General features: G+C 66.7%; 13 protein-coding genes. 6 read left to right on the forward strand and 7 right to left on the reverse strand.

What is annotated here, in order from left to right; genetic code table 11:
• Positions 1–119: 119 nt before the first annotated feature.
• The 3 genes from FHG09_RS00405 to FHG09_RS00415 form a co-directional block, all read right to left on the reverse strand.
• Positions 120–1,145, reverse strand: a complete 1,026-nt coding sequence (locus FHG09_RS00405; RefSeq protein WP_152345730.1) for a CNNM domain-containing protein — start codon at positions 1,143–1,145, stop codon at positions 120–122.
• Positions 1,142–2,554: a hemolysin family protein gene (locus FHG09_RS00410; RefSeq protein WP_152345731.1), complete on the reverse strand. Its 1,413-nt coding sequence runs from the start codon at positions 2,552–2,554 to the stop codon at positions 1,142–1,144. The genes FHG09_RS00405 and FHG09_RS00410 overlap by 4 nt, the downstream gene beginning before the upstream one ends.
• A 237-nt stretch (positions 2,555–2,791) precedes the next feature.
• Positions 2,792–4,549 carry an L-aspartate oxidase gene (locus FHG09_RS00415; protein ID WP_152345732.1) on the reverse strand — a complete coding sequence of 586 codons (1,758 nt, stop codon included), beginning with the start codon at positions 4,547–4,549 and terminating at the stop codon, positions 2,792–2,794.
• Positions 4,550–4,643: 94 nt separating this feature from the next.
• Here FHG09_RS00415 and FHG09_RS00420 point away from each other — a divergent pair, with 94 nt between their 5' ends.
• On the forward strand, positions 4,644–5,597 hold the full coding sequence (locus tag FHG09_RS00420) for a LysR family transcriptional regulator (protein ID WP_152345733.1): 954 nt from the start codon (positions 4,644–4,646) through the stop codon (positions 5,595–5,597).
• An 81-nt stretch (positions 5,598–5,678) separates the two neighbouring features.
• On the opposite strand, the gene FHG09_RS00425 is transcribed toward FHG09_RS00420, so the two are convergent.
• Positions 5,679–6,665: an LLM class flavin-dependent oxidoreductase gene (locus FHG09_RS00425; protein WP_152345734.1), complete on the reverse strand. Its 987-nt coding sequence runs from the start codon at positions 6,663–6,665 to the stop codon at positions 5,679–5,681.
• Positions 6,666–6,818: 153 nt separating this feature from the next.
• Between FHG09_RS00425 and FHG09_RS00430 the strand changes: the two genes are divergently transcribed.
• Entirely contained in the window at positions 6,819–8,039 is a 1,221-nt protein-coding gene (locus FHG09_RS00430; RefSeq protein ID WP_152345735.1) for a PQQ-dependent sugar dehydrogenase, read from the forward strand.
• 292 nt (positions 8,040–8,331) lie between these two features.
• Here the strand turns inward: FHG09_RS00430 and FHG09_RS00435 are convergent, their stop codons facing one another.
• Together FHG09_RS00435 and FHG09_RS00440 are read right to left on the reverse strand one after the other, a co-directional pair.
• The gene (locus tag FHG09_RS00435) at positions 8,332–8,979 is read right to left on the reverse strand and encodes a copper resistance protein CopC (protein WP_227492466.1); all 648 of its coding nucleotides are present in this window, start codon (positions 8,977–8,979) and stop codon (positions 8,332–8,334) included.
• 65 nt (positions 8,980–9,044) lie between these two features.
• The gene (locus FHG09_RS00440) at positions 9,045–9,623 is read right to left on the reverse strand and encodes a low molecular weight protein-tyrosine-phosphatase (protein ID WP_152345736.1); all 579 of its coding nucleotides are present in this window, start codon (positions 9,621–9,623) and stop codon (positions 9,045–9,047) included.
• A gap of 85 nt (positions 9,624–9,708) precedes the next feature.
• On the opposite strand from FHG09_RS00440, the gene FHG09_RS00445 reads away from it, so the two are divergent.
• Positions 9,709–11,679 (forward strand): M13 family metallopeptidase, encoded by a 1,971-nt coding sequence (locus FHG09_RS00445; protein ID WP_152345737.1) that lies wholly within the window; start codon positions 9,709–9,711, stop codon positions 11,677–11,679.
• Between the two features lie 84 nt (positions 11,680–11,763).
• Here the strand turns inward: FHG09_RS00445 and FHG09_RS00450 are convergent, their stop codons facing one another.
• Positions 11,764–13,410 (reverse strand): DUF1684 domain-containing protein, encoded by a 1,647-nt coding sequence (locus FHG09_RS00450; RefSeq protein ID WP_227492467.1) that lies wholly within the window; start codon positions 13,408–13,410, stop codon positions 11,764–11,766.
• Positions 13,411–13,544: 134 nt separating this feature from the next.
• Here FHG09_RS00450 and FHG09_RS00460 point away from each other — a divergent pair, with 134 nt between their 5' ends.
• The 3 genes from FHG09_RS00460 to FHG09_RS00470 all read left to right on the forward strand — a co-directional run bounded on the left by FHG09_RS00460 (position 13,545) and on the right by FHG09_RS00470 (position 17,596).
• On the forward strand, positions 13,545–14,849 hold the full coding sequence (locus tag FHG09_RS00460) for a M18 family aminopeptidase (RefSeq protein WP_152345738.1): 1,305 nt from the start codon (positions 13,545–13,547) through the stop codon (positions 14,847–14,849).
• A 210-nt stretch (positions 14,850–15,059) separates the two neighbouring features.
• On the forward strand, positions 15,060–15,842 hold the full coding sequence (locus FHG09_RS00465; RefSeq protein WP_152345739.1) for an amidohydrolase family protein: 783 nt from the start codon (positions 15,060–15,062) through the stop codon (positions 15,840–15,842).
• Between the two features lie 35 nt (positions 15,843–15,877).
• Entirely contained in the window at positions 15,878–17,596 is a 1,719-nt protein-coding gene (locus FHG09_RS00470) for an ABC-ATPase domain-containing protein (protein ID WP_152345740.1), read from the forward strand.
• The last annotated feature ends 6 nt before the right edge of the window (positions 17,597–17,602 follow it).

The following is a 17,602-nucleotide window of genomic DNA, read 5'->3' on the forward strand; positions in this document are numbered from 1 at the left end:
ACGATAACAGATGCATACATTGATAGATGCATCATTACTCTTCCCGGAACTACCCGACGGCGGCTCAGCAACCTCGCGCGAGGTTGCTGAGCCGCCGTCGGGTAGTCCTGGGAGGGTGGTCAGCTCGGTGAGGTCAGCTCGCCGGTGGTGAGCAGGTGGGTGAGCACATCGGTGACGGTGACGACCGCGTGGCTGCCGTCGTCTCTCTCGACCAGCGCCAGCTGCGTGCCCTCCTCCCGCATCGCCTCGAACGCCCGCACGACGGTCATCGTCCCCGGCAGGACGGTGACGGAGCGCGCCGCCTCGGTGATCGGATCCCCATCGGCGAGTCCGAGCACATCCCGGACATGCACCACGTGGCTCAGCGACCCGGCGGGTTCGGCGCGGACGAGGATGCGACGGTGACGGTCGCGGCGCGAGGCCTCCCTCACCGCACCCGCGGTCGCGTCCGGCCCGACGGCCGTCGGCTCCGGCCGACCCGCCACGAGTTCCCCGAGGCTGAGCTGGGTCAGTTCGAGGGCTCCGAGCAGCGCCGCCGATGACTCCTTCTCCAGGGTTCCGGCCCGCGCCGAGTGCTCCAGCAGCTGCTGCAGATCCTCGGGAGTGTGCGCCTGGTCGACCTCGTCGACGGGCTCGACCTTGACCATCCGCAGGCACGCGTTCGCCGCGTTGTTGAGCACATGCAGCAGCGGGCGGGTGAGGAACATGAACGCCCGCATCGGCAGCGCGAGCAGGATCGCCGACCGTTCAGGATGTGCCACCGCCCATGACTTCGGCGCCATCTCACCGACGACGAGGTGAAGGAACGTGACGACGATGAGCGCGAGGACGAAGCCGGTGAGATCGGCGATCCACAGCGGCAGGCCGAGCGTCTCGGCGACCGGAGTGATCCAGTGGTGGACGGCCGGTTTCGTGATCGCGCCGAGCGCCAGGGTGCAGGCCGTGATGCCCAGCTGGGATCCGGCCAGCAGCACCGACAGCTCGGTCGAGCTGCGCAGGGCGGCACGGGCCGACCGGCTGCCTGCGGCTTCGTCTTCGAGGCGGTGGCGCTTGGCGGCGATAAGCGCGAACTCGACGGCGACGAAGAAGGCGCTGAGTCCGATGATGGCGATCGTGATCGCGATGATGACCCAGGGATTGCTCATCGTGCCGCCTCGATTCCGATCCGCAGCGCCGAGGGCACGTGCGTGGCCACCTCGAGTACGTCGATGACGAGATGCTCGGGCTCCGGAGTGTCGGTTCCCGCGAGGTCGGCAGGGTCGAGCGGCAATTCGATCATGATCCGGTCACCGACCGCAGGGAATCCCTTCGCATGCTCGATCACGAGGCCTGACAGCGTCTGCGCCGAGGTGGCCGGCAGTTCGCGCTGGAGGACGCGGGCCACCTCGTCGAGGGGAATGATCCCCGGTGCCGTCCAGGCGCCGTCGCCGTCGTCGATGAGTTCTTCGACGGTGTGGTCGTGTTCGTCGGCGATGTCGCCGACGAGTTCCTCACCGAGGTCCTCCATCGTCAGGATTCCGGCGAAGCCGCCGTATTCGTCGACGACGCAGGCCATCTGCTCCCGGTGTTCGAACAGTGCCGCCACCGCGTCCGGCAGCGTGAGGGATGCGGGCACGAAGACCGGCGGACGCAGGAGGGCGCGCACCGTGGAGACGGTGGCCAGTCTCCCGGTGGCGGACTCTCCGGTGGCGGAAGCCTCGGTGCGTGACTGCGAGGTGCCCGGTGCCGCCTCGGCGAGGACGTCGAGGAGGTCGATCGTGCCGAGCACCTGATCGTCGGCGTCGATCACGGGGTACCGGGAGTGGCCGGTGCTCATGAGGTCGCGGACCACGGCCAGGGGCGTGTCGATGTCGATGGCGTCGACGCGTGAGCGCGGCACCGTGGCGTGGGCGACCGTCTGCTGCGGGAAGTCGAGGATGCGGTCGAGGATGAGGGAGTCGTCATCGGCGATCTCGCCGCCTTCCCGGGATTCGGCGACGATGTGCTTGAGGTCGCGCCGGGTGGCCGAGTGATCGACGTCGTGGACCGGTTCGATGCCGAGGATGCGCAGCAGGGCGTTCGAGGCCTTGTCGAAGATCGTGATGAGCCAGCCGAAGACGGCCAGGTAGATCGAGGTCGAGCGGGCGAGCCACGTGGCGAGTGCCTCGGGGCGGGCAATCGCCAGGTTCTTCGGGAACAGTTCGCCGAAGAGCATCTGGATGAGCGTCGAGACGAGCAGGGCGAGGACGGTGCCGATGAGGATGCCCGTGCCCTGTGGGATCGGGGTGCCGCCGAGGGCTTCGCCGACGGCAGCGCCGATGAGCGGTTCGGCCACGTAGCCGACGAGCAGTCCGGTGACGGTGATGCCCAATTGGGCGCCGGAGAGCATGAACGAGGTGCGGCGGGTGATCGACAGGGCCCGGTCGGCGGCGCGGTCACCGGCGGCGGAGCGGGCCGCGAGGCGGGACCGGTCGACGGCCATGTACGCGAACTCCTGCGCCACGAAGTAGCCGGTGGCCACCGTGATGAGAAGGACGACGAGGAGGCCGATGAGGAGCGAGAGCAGCCAGGTCAACGGCGACCACCTGCCCGCGCATTATGAAGTTGTCCAAAGGTGCTGAAGTTGATGTCCCAGCCGGGACTTCGATAGTCGTCCATGGTCCTTCCGAAAGTGATCAAGTGGGCGGCTTGTCACGATTATTCCGGCCCCGGCTGGCAGAACGCTGAACCCGCACCCCTTCCAGAGCTACCCGACGGCGGCCCAGCAACCTCGCGCAAGGTTGCTGGGCCGCCGTCGGGTAGTAATTGGGGGTTATTCGACGAGTTTGCCTTCCTGGCTGATTTCGCCGGTGTGCATGAGTTCAGCGACGTCGGCGGAGACGTCCGGGATCGATTCGCGCACGACTCCGGCGGCCGGGGACCAGACGAGGTTGACCTGCAGCTCGGGGTCCTTCTCGGGGTAGTCGCTGCGGTTGTGGCAGCCGCGGGTCTCCCGCCGCTCGAGCGCGCACTCGAGCGTCGCCCGGGCCGCGAGCACCGACGACTTGAGGTCGAAGGCGTGCGCGAGGTCGGAGAATCCGGCGATGTCCGGGTGGATGCCGACGAGTTCGAGACGCGCCTCGATCGCCGCGAGCTTCTCCAACCCGGCGAGCAGTCCGGCTTCGTCGCGGACGACTCCGGCGTGTTCGGTCATGAGGTTGCGGATCTCGCGCTGCAGGGCGCGGACGTTCTCCGTGCCGTCGGAGGCCAGCAGCTCGGCGATCTCGGTCCGCGCCTCGGCGACGGCGGCATGGGACCGCACCTGTGCCTCGAGCCCATCGGAGTACGCGACGGCGGCCTGGCCGACGATGCGGCCGAAGACGAGGAGTTCGATGAGCGAATTCCCGCCGAGGCGGTTGGCCCCGTGGAGCCCGGATGACGCCTCGCCGATGGCCCACAGTCCCTCGACGTCGGTGCTGTGGTCGACCGGGTCGACCCACACTCCGCCCATCGAGTAGTGCGCGGTCGGAGCGATCTCGATCGGCGAGCGCGTGATGTCGAGCATCTGCGTCTCCATGAGCGTCTGGAACACGCGCGGCAGCCGGTCCATGATCGTCTCGCGCGGCAGATGGGACACATCGAGCCAGACGCCGCCGTTTTCCGTCCCCCGGCCCTCGGCGATCTCCGTGTAGGCGGCCAACGCCACCCGGTCGCGGGTGGACAGTTCCATCCGCTGCGGATCATAGCGTTCCATGAACCGCTCCCCCAGACCGTTGCGCAGGATGCCGCCCTCACCGCGGGCCGCCTCGGAGACGAGGGTGCCGGCGGCGTTCTCGGGTTCGATGATGCCCGAGGGGTGGAACTGGACGAGTTCGGCATCACGCAGTCGGGCCCCGGCCTCGACGGCCAATCGGAAGGAGTCGCCGGTGTTCTCGTCCCGGCGCGAGGAGGTGCGTCGCCAAATCCGGTTGTGTCCTCCGGCGGCGAGGATGACGGCGTCGGCGTGGATGCGGTAGCCGGTGCCGTCGATCGTATCGAAGCCGTAGGCGCCGAAGATCCGTCCGTCGGCGACGAGCAGCTTCGTGATGTAGACGCGGTCGAGGATCGGGATGTTCAGGGATTCGGCGCGACGAATGAGGGTGCGCTGGATCTCCAGCCCCGTGTAGTCGCCGGCGAAAGCGGTGCGACGCCAGGTGTGGGCGCCGAAGAAGCGCTGAGAGATCCGACCGTCGTCCTCCTTCGCGAAGTCCATTCCATATCGCTCCAGGTCGGCGATGCCTTCGGCTGCTCCCTGGGTGACGATTTCGACGGTGCGGGGGTTGGCGAGGTCATAGGATTCCTTGATCGTGTCGGCTGCGTGCTGCTGCCACGTGTCCTCGGGGTCGACGGTGGCCAGGGCGGCGTTGATGCCGCCGGCGGCCAGCGATGTGTGCGCGTCCTCCTTCGGTCGTTTGCCGACGGCGAGGACGTCGGCGCCGGCTTCGGCGACCTCGATCGCGGCCCGCAGACCCGATCCGCCGGTTCCGATGACGAGCACCGAGGTGGAGATTGCGTGTTCTTTGCGGCGGGCGTTGCCCTGTGTGGTGTTCATGTTTTCCACGTTAGGTTCACCTAATGCATACGTCCAATGCATTGTTTGAGTCACAACAATAGCAATAGGCTATAACCATGAAAGCAAACCCGTCATGAATCTCGAACAGCTGAGAAGCTTCGCCGAGGTGGCCGCCACAGGTCACTTCACGAAGGCAGCCGCAACGCTCCACCTGGCGCAGCCGTCGCTGTCGAGGCAGATCTCGACGCTGGAGAAGGAGCTCGGGACCGAGCTCTTCCACCGCGCGCACGGTCACATCACGCTCACGGATGCCGGTGCGACGCTGCTGCCGAGCGCGAAACGCATGCTCGCCGACGCCGAGGCGATCCGCCGTGACATGGATGAGCTCGCCGGTCTGCGCCGCGGGCGGGTCCGGCTGGGGGCGACCCCGACGCTGTGCGTGAGCCTCGTCGCCGAGGCGATCAGCCGTTTCCACACCGCCCACCCCGGCATCGAGCTCGAGCTGGTGGAGAAGGGCTCACGGGAGCTCATCGAGGCCCTGGCCGGGGGCGAGCTCGACCTCGCGCTCATCACCCGCACCTTCGACCTCGCCCCGCAGATGCCGCGACTGAACCTGCGCAGCGTGCTGACCGAGGACCTCGTCGTCATCGCCGCCGCCGGCAGCGAGCTGCTCACCGCCGATCGGACGGAGAACGATCAGATCACCCTCGCCGAGGTGGCCGACCTTCCCCAGGTCCTGTTCCATCACGGCTACGACCTCCGGGAGGCGACCTCGGCGGCATTCGATGCGGCGGGACTGGCACCGAAGGTCGTCGTCGAGGGGGTGGAGATGGATGCGGCTCTGCGTTTCGTCGAGCGCGGACTCGGGGTCGCGATCGTCCCGGCCATGGTGCTCGTCGACCGCCCCCTGCTGGCCTCGCTGCCCTTGGTCGACCCGCGGCTGCCGCGGACGGTCAGCCTCGCCACGCGCGCGGACGTGCGGGCGACCAGGGCCGCCTCGGCGATGGAGTCGACCATCCTCGACACCGCACGCACTCTCACCGACCTCGAAGCGGGCTTGGCCGACTACGTCCGGGTGCTGGAATGAGCGGTGCCCGGTTCAGGACGCGGACATGTGACCGCAGTCAGCGGGCACGTGACCGCAGTCCGCGGGCGTCAGTGCCGAACCTCAGAACCACGCCTCGGCGAGCAGCCGCAGGGACTGCCGCTGCACCTCGGGGTCGAAGGCGTAGGTGACGGTGATGAGTTCGTCGGCGCCGGTGCGCTGAACGAACTCGGCCATCTGCGCGGTCGCCGTGTCCGGTGAGCCGACGGCGCTGATGGCCAGCATCGGGCTGGTCCCGCCCTGCGCGGCGATCTCGCTCGGGTCGACCGGAGCCTGCAGACTGCGACGACGACCGGTGCGCATGTCATTGAACATCTGCTGGACCGAGGTGAACTGACGGGCCGCCTCGGCGTCGGTGTCGGCGACCATGACGTTGATCCCGGCCATGACATAGGGCTCGTCGATCTGCGCGGTCGGCGCGTCCGTGGTGAACGAATCGCGGTAGGTCTTGATCGCGATGTCGATCTGGTCGGGTGCGAAGTGCGAGGCCAGGGAGAACGGCAGGCCCAGCTGACCGGCGATCGAGGCTCCGTTCATCGTCGATCCGAGCACCCAGATGGGCACGTCCATCCCCGCTGAGACCGCGGACTTGATCGGCATGGTGTGCGCCTGACCGCTGTCCCCGAACCATCCCTGCATGTCATAGATGTTCTGCGCGAAGTCCTGCGGTTCGGCCGAGGACCGGGCGAGCGCCTGCGCGGTCATCCCATCGGTGCCGGGCGCACGCCCGAGACCTAAGTCGATGCGATCGCCGTGGATGTTCGCGAGTGTTCCGTACTGTTCGGCGACCATGAGCGGGGCATGGTTGGGCAGCATGACGCCGCCGGATCCGACCCGGATCCTCTCCGTCACCGAGGCGGCCTGAGAGATCAGCAGGGCCGTGGCGCTGGCGGCCAGGCCCATCGTGTTGTGATGCTCGGCGAACCACAGACGCTTGAATCCCAGATCGTCGGCCACCTTCGCCGAGGCCATCGATTCGGCGATGGCCTCGCGGGCGGTGGACCCTTCCCGGATGGAGACGAGATCGAGGATATTCAACGGGACAGACAAAACGGAAGACTCCTCAGGCAGGTGGGCGACGCGAGCGCAGAACACGGTCGCAGACGGCAATCACTTCGGTGAACAGTCCGGACAGACGGTTCTATTCCTGGGGTGCTGGCGACTACGCTGAAGGAACCGGACTGCCCCTGAAGAGGAGCGAACATGCGAACCCCAGCACTGCGACGCACCGAACGGCTTCTCACCGGTGCCGCGATCTCCTGCGCTCTACTCCTCACCGCCTGCTCGGATTCGAACTCCGGCGAGGGCGACGACCAGGGCGCAGCCGAGTCTGGGACCGCCTCGGCGAGCGCGGATGCCGGATCGTCCTGCGACCGGACCGAGGCGTCATCCGCCCCAGCTGCGGACTCCCCCGAGGTCGTCGCCACCGGGCTCGAGTCCCCGTGGTCGATCGCCTTCCATGGACAGACCATGTTGGTCAGCGAACGCGATTCGGGTCGCATCCTCGAAGTCTCCACAGGTGGCGACGTCCGTGAGGTCGGCCGGATCGATGATGCCTCAGCCTCGGGCGAGGCCGGGCTCCACGGTCTCGCCGTCGACGATGACCGTCTCTATGCCTTCTTTGCCGCGGGGACGGAGAATCGGATCGTGCGGTTCGACCTCCTCGGCGAGGCCGAAGATCTGTCGCTGGGCGAGGAAAAGACGATCCTCGACGGACTGCCCACCGCGAATTTCCACAACGGCGGGCGTCTGGCCATCGGCCCCGACGGGATGCTCTATGCCACGCTCGGCGATACGGGCGATCGCGACAGTGCGCAGGATGAGAAGGCGCTGTCGGGAAAGATTCTGCGCATGACACCCGACGGTCAGGTGCCCGAGGACAATCCATTCGGCGATTCGCTCGTCTTCAGCATGGGTCACCGGAACCCGCAGGGCATCGGGTGGGACGACGAAGGCACGATGTATGCCTCGGAATTCGGGCAGGACACGTGGGACGAGCTCAACGTCATCGAGGCCGGCGGCAATTACGGCTGGCCCGAGGTCGAAGGCATCGCCGAGGATGGCGGTGACGGCAGCACAGATGGCGGCGGGGACGCAGGTAGCGGCGGCGACGCGGGCAACGGCGGTGCAGGCGGCGGCGATTTCATCGATCCGGTGCAGCAGTGGTCCCCCGACGAGGCGAGCCCCAGCGGACTGGCCGTCACCGACGGCAGCATCCTCGTCGCCGGGCTGCGTGGCGAACGCCTGCACCAGGTGCCGCTCGACGACCTCTCGAATTCCACGGAGCTGTGGGCCGGCGAACATGGGCGGCTGCGCGATGTGGTCCAGGCACCGGATGGGTCGTTGCTCGTGCTGACGAATAACACCGACGGCCGCGGAGAGCCCGGCCCCGACGACGACCGCCTCCTGCGCTTCACACCCTGACGGCGTCGGCCCCAGCCGCTGGCCCAGCCGCTGGCCCGATCAAGCGTGAGCGCACTTATCAGCCGGTGTACCTCGGCATATCCGCGCTATTGCTTGAACGGGCAACCACACCACGGCGGTCGAAGCTCATTCAAGCGGAAGCTAAGTTATCGCTGCGTAAACCGCCCGAAAACCGAGCGCAAGCTTGAATCACGGCCCGCGACCTGCCCGCCACGGTCCGAATACACCGGGGCCCCGAACGCTCATCGCGTTCGGGGCCTCGTGAATGGTGATGCTGCGTAGGCGTTCCCGCTCAGTCGTCCTTGGTCCCGGGCAGACCCTGGGACTTGCGACGCATGAGCAGGACGACGATGACGATGATCGCCAGGCCGCCCACGGACAGCAGCACGATCATCGGCGTCGACATCCCGGAATCGCTGCCGGTGGACTCACCGATCTCGCCGCGATCCTCGGTGTCCTTGCCCGGCTCATCGACGACTCCGCCGCCGAGCCCGGCCTTCGTCGACTCTTCGGATGATTCCTTGACGTCTCCGCCGGCGCCCTCTGAGTCCTTGATCGCGAACGAGTAGTCGCCGGAGATCGGGTGCCCGTCCTGGGAGACCACGCGCCAGGTGACCTTGTAGTCGCCGGGCTTGAGGTCATCGGGCAGGGCGACGCTGAGCTTCTTGCCCTCGACGGTGAGTTCACCGGCGGAGACGTCCTTGCCGTCGACGACGACGGTGACCTCGGAGCCGACTTCCTGGATCTCGCCGGAGAAGGTCATCTCGAGCCATTTGGGCTGCTGGTCGAGTTCGGCACCGTCCTCGGGATTCGACGACACCAGCTGGTCATGGGCGCTGGCGGCGGGAGCGAACGCGAACACGCTCATCGCAGCCACCAGCAGGGCGGCGAAGCCCAGCCTGAGAGCGGACCAGTTCTGTCGTGTCATGAGTCGAGTCATGAGAGTTTCTCCTTCGAGGCGTACCTGCGATATCGGTCGTGTCAGCAAGCTTGTGCCTACCAGTATCACTGAGTTTTCGCGGCCAGCGCGCGCAGACGATCCGTGATTCCCGGCACGGACACTTCAATTGTCTCAAGAGTTTCTTCGAAATGCTTGAATTCGCCGTACCAGGGGTCCGACACGTCGGGTGCCGGTGCACCGTCGGACCTCGCCGAGGCGGCCCGTCCGTCACCGCCGCCGTCCGCGGTCGCGTCCCCTCCCGCGCCATCATGGACCCCTGACACCCGCGGATCGAACTCGCGCAGCATCCGCAGCTCCGGGGCCGCCTCGGCGGGAAGACCTGAGATCATCCGTTCCAGGGCACGATAGTGGCGGGCGGTCATCGCCACCGCCAGATCGCGTTCGCCCAACCATTCGGGCGTGATCTGCCGGGCGACGTGATCGTCGGTGCGGTAGCCGGCATCGGCGAGCACACGCGCCTGACGTGGGTCGATGGGGTTGCCGGCCTCTTCGTCGCTGATTCCGGCGGAGTCGATGACCGCCTCGGCGCCGGTGCCGGCAAGGTGATGCTCGAGCACACGTTCGGCGGTGACGGACCGGCAGATGTTGCCGGTGCACACGAACACGACTGACGCCAGACTCATTCGCTGCTCCTCATTCCACTCATTCCACGACAGGCAGGTGCGCGACGACGATCGCCGCCGGCACTGATCACGATACTGTTGGGCCATGACTTCTGAAACCTCACAGACCTCGATCAGGCCTCAGGACGACCTGTACCAGCACATCAACGGCGAGTGGATCGACTCATTCACGATCCCCGACGACCGGGCAGGCGACGGAGCGATGCGTGAGCTCTTCGACAGCGCCGAGACCAAGGTCCGCGACATCATCACCTCCGTGACCGACACCCCGCAGGAGCCCGGTTCCGAGGGGCAGAAGGTCGCCGACCTGTTCACCTCATTCATGGACGTCGAGCGCATCGACGAACTCGGCGTCGCCCCGCTGAACTCGACGTTCGCGGCCATCGACGCCGCCGAGGACAAGTCCGAACTCGCCGCTCTGCTGGCCCGACTCGAGACCGAAGGCATCGGCGGAGTCCTCGGCGGGTACGTCACCGCCGATGCGAAAGACTCCGACGTCTACGCCCTCTACCTCGTCCAGGCCGGCATCTCCCTGCCCGACGAGGACTACTACTTCAACGACGACCACGCCGAGGTGCGCGCGAAGTTCCTCGCCCACGTGCAGAAGATCGCGGCCCTGGCCGGGATCGGTGAGAAGTCCGGGATCTCCGACACCGAGGTGGCCGCCAAGGTGATGGCGTTCGAGACCGAGCTCGCCCGCCACCATTGGGACCGGGTGGCCTGCCGCGATGCGGAGAAGACGTACAACAAGTATTCGATCTCCGACCTGCGTGACCTCGGCCCCGAGTTCGACTTCGACTCCTACTTAGGCATCCTCACCGCCGAGGCGGCCGATCTGAAGTACCTCGTGGTCTCCCAGCCCTCGTTCGTCACGGGCATGGCGAAGGTGTGGGCGGAGACCGACATCGAGACCATCAAGACCTGGCTGCGCTTCGTCGTCGTCTCCGACACCGCCTCGCTGCTCTCGGATGAGTTCGTCGAGGAGAACTTCGACTTCAACTCCCGCACCCTCTCGGGCACGCCGGCCCTGCGGGAGCGCTGGAAGCGCGGAGTCAGCCTCGTCGAGGGCTACCTCGGTGAGGCCGTGGGCAAACTCTACGTCGCCGCCGAATTCCCGCCATCTGCGAAGGACGCGATCGACCACCTGGTGGGCATGCTCATCAAGGCCTACGACAAGTCGATCCGCGAACTCGACTGGATGAGCGAGGAGACGAAGGAACGCGCCCTGGTCAAGCTCTCGAAGTTCACGCCGAAGGTCGGCTATCCGGAGGTGTGGCGGGAGTACCCGGCCGCGATCGATGCCGCCGACCTCGTGGGGAATGTGCGCCGCTGCTCGCAGGCCGAGCATGTGCGGCAGGTGAAGCGGATCGGCGGACCCATCGACCGCACGGAATGGCTGATGACCCCGCAGACGGTCAACGCCTACTACCACCCGGTGATGAACGAGATCGTCTTCCCCGCAGCGATCCTCCAGCCGCCGTTCTTCGACGCTTCGGGTGATGTGGCTGCGAACTTCGGGGCGATCGGCGCGGTCATCGGCCACGAGATCGGGCACGGCTTCGACGATCAGGGCTCGCGCTATGACGGGGACGGCAACCTCGTCGACTGGTGGACCGAATCGGATCGGACGCTGTTCGAGGAGCGCACGAACGCACTCATCGCCCAGTTTGAGGAGCTGGTTCCGACCGGTCTCGAGCCGAACCAGCACGTCAACGGGGCGCTGACGGTCGGCGAGAACATCGGCGACCTCGGTGGTCTGTCGATCGGGTGGAAGGCGCTCGAGCTCGAACTCGGCGAACGGGCGGGCACTCCAGGCGTGCCGGTGACGCCGAGCCCGGAACAGGCGAAGGCGTTCTTCGAAGCCTGGGCGAAGGCATGGCGGTCGAAGATGCGCACCGAGGAGCGTGTGCGCCGCCTCTCGATCGACCCGCACTCGCCGGAGGAGTTCCGCTGCAACCAGGTCGTGAAGAACATGACGGCTTTCCACAACACCTACGGCGTGAGCGAGGACGACGGCATGTACCTCGCCCCCGAATCACGAGTGACCATCTGGTAATTACTACCTGACGGCGGCTCAGCAACCTTGCGCGAGGTTGCTGAGCCGCCGTCAGGTAGTTCTGGGGGTGTGGGGCGGCTGGGCTCAGCGGTGGTGGCGGATGAGCGCGACCATGCGGTAGTCGAATTCCTGCCAGCTCGTGATCGAGCGCCCGGATTCCATCGCCGCCTGGAAGTCCTCGACCTCGGTGCGATCGGATTCGAGCGGAATGTCGAAGGGCATCTCCACGTAGATCAGCCCGCTGGCGTCGGTGTGGACGATGTCGAAACCGGCCTGCTTCGGGTCGAGCTCGTTGTTCATCACGATGAGCAGACGGTCCTCGGGGGCCGAGTATTCGGTCTCGATGCCATCGACATAGCCCTGCTGTGAGCGCAGCTCCCGCTGGGCCTGGATGACGAACGCGGAGTACGCGCCGATGCCGATGACCGGAATCCGCGAGGTCATTGCCTCGGTGGCGACGTCGATGAGCCGCGACCGGGCCTTGCGACCCAGCGGAGACAGATCCCCGCCGGACATGGCGACTCCGTCGAAGCCGACGAGGGAGACCCGCGCATCGTCGTGGGTCGGGTTGAGGATGGTGATGTCGAGGCCGAAGCGCGAGTACCAGGGGCGGGTCACCTCGGCGCTCTCCTCGTCCCACCACACGTAGAAGAGGAACGGCACGTTGATCCCGGCCTCCGAGTAGAAGAACGGAGGACGGCGCTCACCTGCGGTGACGTCGAAGGGCACGACGTTGCCCTCGATCGGGGCCGGGCAGGTGGCGAACGAGGTGAACGCGAACGGGTAGTTGACCGCACGGTTGAAGTCGATGACGAGCGACCCGTCCTGGTTCGGCACTCCGAGGTCGATGGTCCGCCACGCCGAGGTGGTGCTCCCATTCGTCGAATCGTGGAAGTCCAGCTGGAGCCCGGTCTTCGGGCACCCGGTGGCGAGCAGGCTGACCTCGCCGTGCTGGGTCTCGAAGGTGACGATTCCCGCCGCCTGCGTCTGCAGCTGCAGGTCCTCTTGAGCGGTTTCGATCGTATAGGTCCTGAATGGGTCGAATCGGGTGAACCGGGCGAGGAAGACGAAGTCCGGGTCCGGGTCGAAGACCGGGACCTCGAAGAACTTCCCGAGCAGCGGCGACTTCGAATTGCGCACACGCACACCGAGGCGGCCGCCCCGATCGATGAGTTCGTAGAGGACGTTGCCGACGGTGAACCAGTTCAGCGATCCGCCGGCCGGGAGCTTCGCACTGAACCCGTTCTCCTCGACGCGGACCTGAGGTCGGGCGGGCACGGCTTCGTGTCCGCCGGATCCAGCATCCGATCCGGCGACAGACTCGGCGGAAGAATCGGCATCTGCAGCGTCGGACCCAGCCGCGCTGCCCGCACCGGCATCGGCTTGGTCCGTCACCGTCGGCAGGGTCGAGGTGTCGCTGGGCACTGCCGGGCTGGTCGCCCGGGTCGGCCCTGCACCGTTGACCCCAGCACCGCCGAAGGTCCCGGCTCCGCTGTTGTCGACCTTGCTCAGCAGGTCGAACGTCTCGGCCGCGGGGCCGGCTTTGATTCCGGAATTCAACGACACAGTGACCCACCCGTCCTTGACGGTGAAGGTGCCGGGGGCGTCGGTCCAGGTCGATTCGGTGTCGAGCCAGTGCAGTCCGACGACGCTGAGCCAGCCGAACGGTTTCGCCAGTGCCGAGTTCCGTGAGTCGCGCCAGGTGTTCCACTCCGTCACGAACTGGTTCACGTCGAACACTCCTTGCCGTCGCTGGTGCGGTCGCAGGGTCGCTGCCCCCGCCTGTCTCTCAGACCCGGTGGCAACCCGAGTCTGAGACCTGATCTTCTTCCCCTCCAAACTACCGCAAACGATAGGCTGGGGAAATGAATGGATCACTCCCGAGACCGGACGCGGCCGCGACGACAGCGGCCGACCTCGGCGACTTCGTCAGCGCCTCCCCCAGCTCCTACCATGCCGTGGCCACCGCCGCGGAACGCCTGGAAGAGGCCGGATTCTCCCGCCTCGAGGAGTCCGTTCCCTGGGCGCTGACGCCCGGGACCGCGCACTACGTCATCCGGGACGGCGCGCTCATCGCGTGGATGAATCCCACCGTCACCGAGGCGGCTCCCCGGTTCCGGGTGTTCGGTTCCCACACCGATTCCCCGGCATTCAAACTCAAACCCGGTGGCGAGTACTCAGCGGAGGGTACCCGTCAGGTCGGGGTGGAGGTCTACGGCGGTCCGCTGCTGAATTCCTGGCTCGATCGCGAGCTCTCCTTCGCCGGTCGCCTCAGCCTCGCCGATGGCAGCGTCGTACTCGCCCGCACCGGGCCGATCGCCCGCATTCCGCAGCTCGCGATCCACCTCGACCGGCAGGTCAACGAGGGTCTGGCCCTGGACAAGCAGCGTCATACCGCTCCCGTCATCGGCCTGGCCGATCTCGCCGAGGCGGACATCATCGAGCTGCTCGCCGCATCTGCCGGTGTCGATGCCGAAACCATCGTCGGTCACGATGTCTACACCATTCCCACTCAGGAGCCGGCCCTCTTCGGCGCCGCCGAGGAGTTCTTCGCCTCGCCGAGGCTGGACAACCTGCTGTCCGTCCACGCGGGTGTCACCGCGCTCACCCATCTCGATGCCGACGGGCTCGACGGCATCCCCCTGTTCGCGGCCTTCGACCATGAGGAGATCGGGTCGAATTCGCGTTCGGGTGCGTGCGGTCCGTTCCTCGCCGATGTCACCGAGCGCATCATCGCCTCCTTGCTGCCGCAGTCGACGCGCAGCGACTATCTCGCGTCCATGGCCACCTCGGTGTGTGTCTCCTCCGATGCCGGGCACGCCGCCCACCCGAACTATCCGGAACGCCATGATCCGCATGTGCGGCCCCGCCTCGGCGGCGGGCCCCTGCTCAAACTCAACGCTCAGCAGCGCTACGCCACGGATGCGGTGGGCACGGCGGTGTGGTCGCAAGCGTGCGCGGCCGCCGGCGTCGAGTACCAGGATTTCGTGTCGAACAATGCGATGCCGTGCGGGTCGACGATCGGGCCATTGACTGCCACCCGTCTGGGCATGACCACTGTCGATGTGGGACCGGCCCTGTACTCGATGCACTCGGCCCGCGAGATGGTCGCGGTCTCCGATGTCGTCGCCCTCGGCGCCGCTGCGAAGGCGTTCCTCCAGGGTTCCTGAGCGGCCTCCGATGCACGCGTGCAGGCCATCCGCCGTGTCGCGTTCCGCCCTTCGCCTCGAAACGGCCCAGTTCAGGGTGGGCAGCCCAGGCTTGAAACTGGGCTGCCCACCCTGAACTGGGCCGAATTGCCTTTGCCTCATGCGGTCGGTCCTGCCTCACTCGACCAGATCCTGCCGCCTCACTCGTCTGGACCCGGGTAGATTGACGGTATGAGCAAGCTTCAGCGTGCCTTCGACGCGCATCTGCACATCGTCGATCCGAACCATCCGCTGATCGAGAACAACGGGTATCTGCCCGACCCGTTCATGGTCGCCGACTACCGGGCGCGGCTGCAGAGCCTGCCCGAGGTCGGAGTCGAGGTCGCCGGAGGTGCCGTCGTGTCCGGGTCCTTCCAGGGCTTCGACCAGGGGTACCTCATCGAGGCTCTGCGTGAACTCGGCCCGAACTATGTCGGCGTCACCCAACTGCCGACCGAGACCACCGATGATCAGATCCGGCGCCTCGACGAGGCAGGGATCAAGGCACTGCGGTTCAATATCGCCCGCGGCGGTTCGGCCACGCTGGATGCTCTCGACAGCTTCGCCCGGAGAGTCCATGACCTCGTCGGCTGGCATGCCGAGCTCTATATCGACGCCCGCACCATCGACGACGACCTCGCCGAACGCATCGCCTCACTGCCGGCGGTGAGCATCGACCATCTGGGCATGCATGAAGACGGCCTGCCCACCTTGCTGCGCCTCGTCGAGGCCGGGGTGAAGGTCAAGGCCACCGGTTTCGGTCGGGTGGAGCTCGACCCCGCCGAGGTGGTCCGCCGCATCGTCGACACCGATGCCAGTGCGCTGATGGTGGGCACGGATCTGCCGTCGACTCGGGCTCGCCGTCCCTTCGTCGACGCTGATTTCGCACTTCTTCGCCAGGTGCTCACTCCGGCCGAAGCGGATGCTGTGTTCTGGTCCAACGCGGCCGAGTTCTACGGCCTCGAGCCCAGCTGAGCAGGCAGTCATCTGTACCAAGTAGCATGTGTCCAATGAGTTCACACCAGTCGAATCTCGCCTCCACTCTGCACAATCTCGACGGTCGCAGCTACGGCAATCTCAAACAGATCCGCGGCCGCTACAGCTTCGGACCGGTCACCGTGTTCATCGACCGAGTCCAGGCCGACCCGTTCGCCTCCCCGTCGAAGGTCCGGGTCCGGATCGACCGCGCTGATGCGCAGTTCCCCCTGGATCTCACCACCGAGCGTACCGATCGCATCGCCGCGTCCGACTATCTGCTCCGTGCCGGAAACCAGGTGCTCGCGGAGCTCAAGCAGCGTGCTCTCATCCTCGGCCACCCCGGGCAGGAGATCCTCGAGAGGACGAACATCCTCATCGACGACGCCGGTTTCGAGGCACGGCTGCTGGTCAATCTGCCCGCCCGCGGTCGCCGCATCCTCGGCCACCAGGCAGCCGACATCCTCACCCGCGACCTGCCCGAGTTCGCCGAACGGCTCTTCCTCTTCGACCGCTGGTCCGACGCGGACGCGCACAACCCGACTGCCCACCGCCTCGCCGACCACGTCCGACTGCACCGGGATCAGCTGGAACTGCGCAGCCACCTCGGCGAGGTGGGACTCATCGGTTTTGTCGGAAACGGCGCGGTTCTGCCGCGGACGTCCGGGGATTCTGACCTGCCGATGAGATCCTCGGATGCGGTCGCCTTCACCTCCCCTCCCGAACTCGAACACACGGTCGATCTCTCAAGCGGCCGCAGCGTCACCGGTATGGGCATTCCTCGCGGAGTCACCGTCATCGTCGGCGGCGGCTATCACGGGAAGTCGACGATTCTGCGCGCGCTCGAACGCGGCGTCTACCCGCATATCGCAGGCGACGGGCGCGAATGGGTCATCAGCGACCCGACTGCCACCTCCATTCGTGCCGAGGACGGTCGTGCCGTGACCGGCGACGACATCTCGGCGTTCATCAACAACCTACCCTCGGGCACTGACACGAGATTCTTCTCGACAACGAATGCCAGCGGATCGACCTCGCAGGCGGCCAACCTCGTCGAGGCGCTTGAGACCGGGGCCCGGACGCTGCTCATCGACGAGGATACTTCGGCGACGAACTTCATGATCCGCGACGATCGGATGCGCGAGCTCATCCCCGCAGAACGCGAGCCGATCACGCCGTTCGTCTCCAAGGTGCGCCCGCTGCTGACCGAGCGCGGAGTCTCCACGGTCCTCGTCGCCGGCGGCTCGAGCGCCTTCTTCGAGGTCGCCGACCTCGTCATCGCCCTCGACGCCTATGTCCCCGATGACGTCACCGCCCGCGCCCACGAACTCGTGGGCGCCGAGGTCGGATCCGAGCACTTCGCCGATGCTTCGGGCGGCGTGTTCGCGACTGCCCCGGCACGCGTTCCCACTGCCGGATCGCTGCAGCCGTCGTCGAAGACGAAGTCGGCCAAGGCCAAGGGCCTGGATACGGTGCAGTTCGGCCGAAGCTTCATCGACCTCGCAGCGCTGTCCCAGCTCATCGACGGCCAGCAGACCGGTGCCATCGCCGAGGCGCTGGAATATCTGGCGGAGATCTTCGACGGCAAGACCCCCATCACCGAGGCACTGACCGAGATCGAGGCCATGCTCGATGCCCAGGGGATCGACGGACTCACCGGCCACCGTGCTCATCCCGGTCACCTCGCCCGCCCCAGGGCGCAGGAGATCGCCGCAGCGCTCAACCGCTTCCGCGGGCTCCGACTCGTCGACTGAGATCGC

Source organism: Brevibacterium sp. CFH 10365 (assembly GCF_009299785.1).
Taxonomy (GTDB): domain Bacteria; phylum Actinomycetota; class Actinomycetes; order Actinomycetales; family Brevibacteriaceae; genus Brevibacterium; species Brevibacterium limosum.

Bases quoted from the DNA above. Each gene is read 5' to 3' on its own strand.
- FHG09_RS00435 (WP_227492466.1), bottom strand. From the start codon at position 8,979: ATGACTCGACTCATGACACGACAGAACTGGTCCGCTCTCAGGCTGGGC.
- FHG09_RS00405 (WP_152345730.1), bottom strand. From the start codon at position 1,145: ATGAGCAATCCCTGGGTCATCATCGCGATCACGATCGCCATCATCGGA.
- FHG09_RS00470 (WP_152345740.1), top strand. From the start codon at position 15,878: ATGAGTTCACACCAGTCGAATCTCGCCTCCACTCTGCACAATCTCGAC.
- FHG09_RS00445 (WP_152345737.1), top strand. From the start codon at position 9,709: ATGACTTCTGAAACCTCACAGACCTCGATCAGGCCTCAGGACGACCTG.
- FHG09_RS00440 (WP_152345736.1), bottom strand. From the start codon at position 9,623: ATGAGTCTGGCGTCAGTCGTGTTCGTGTGCACCGGCAACATCTGCCGG.
- FHG09_RS00415 (WP_152345732.1), bottom strand. From the start codon at position 4,549: ATGAACACCACACAGGGCAACGCCCGCCGCAAAGAACACGCAATCTCC.
- FHG09_RS00460 (WP_152345738.1), top strand. From the start codon at position 13,545: ATGAATGGATCACTCCCGAGACCGGACGCGGCCGCGACGACAGCGGCC.
- FHG09_RS00420 (WP_152345733.1), top strand. From the start codon at position 4,644: ATGAATCTCGAACAGCTGAGAAGCTTCGCCGAGGTGGCCGCCACAGGT.
- FHG09_RS00430 (WP_152345735.1), top strand. From the start codon at position 6,819: ATGCGAACCCCAGCACTGCGACGCACCGAACGGCTTCTCACCGGTGCC.
- FHG09_RS00465 (WP_152345739.1), top strand. From the start codon at position 15,060: ATGAGCAAGCTTCAGCGTGCCTTCGACGCGCATCTGCACATCGTCGAT.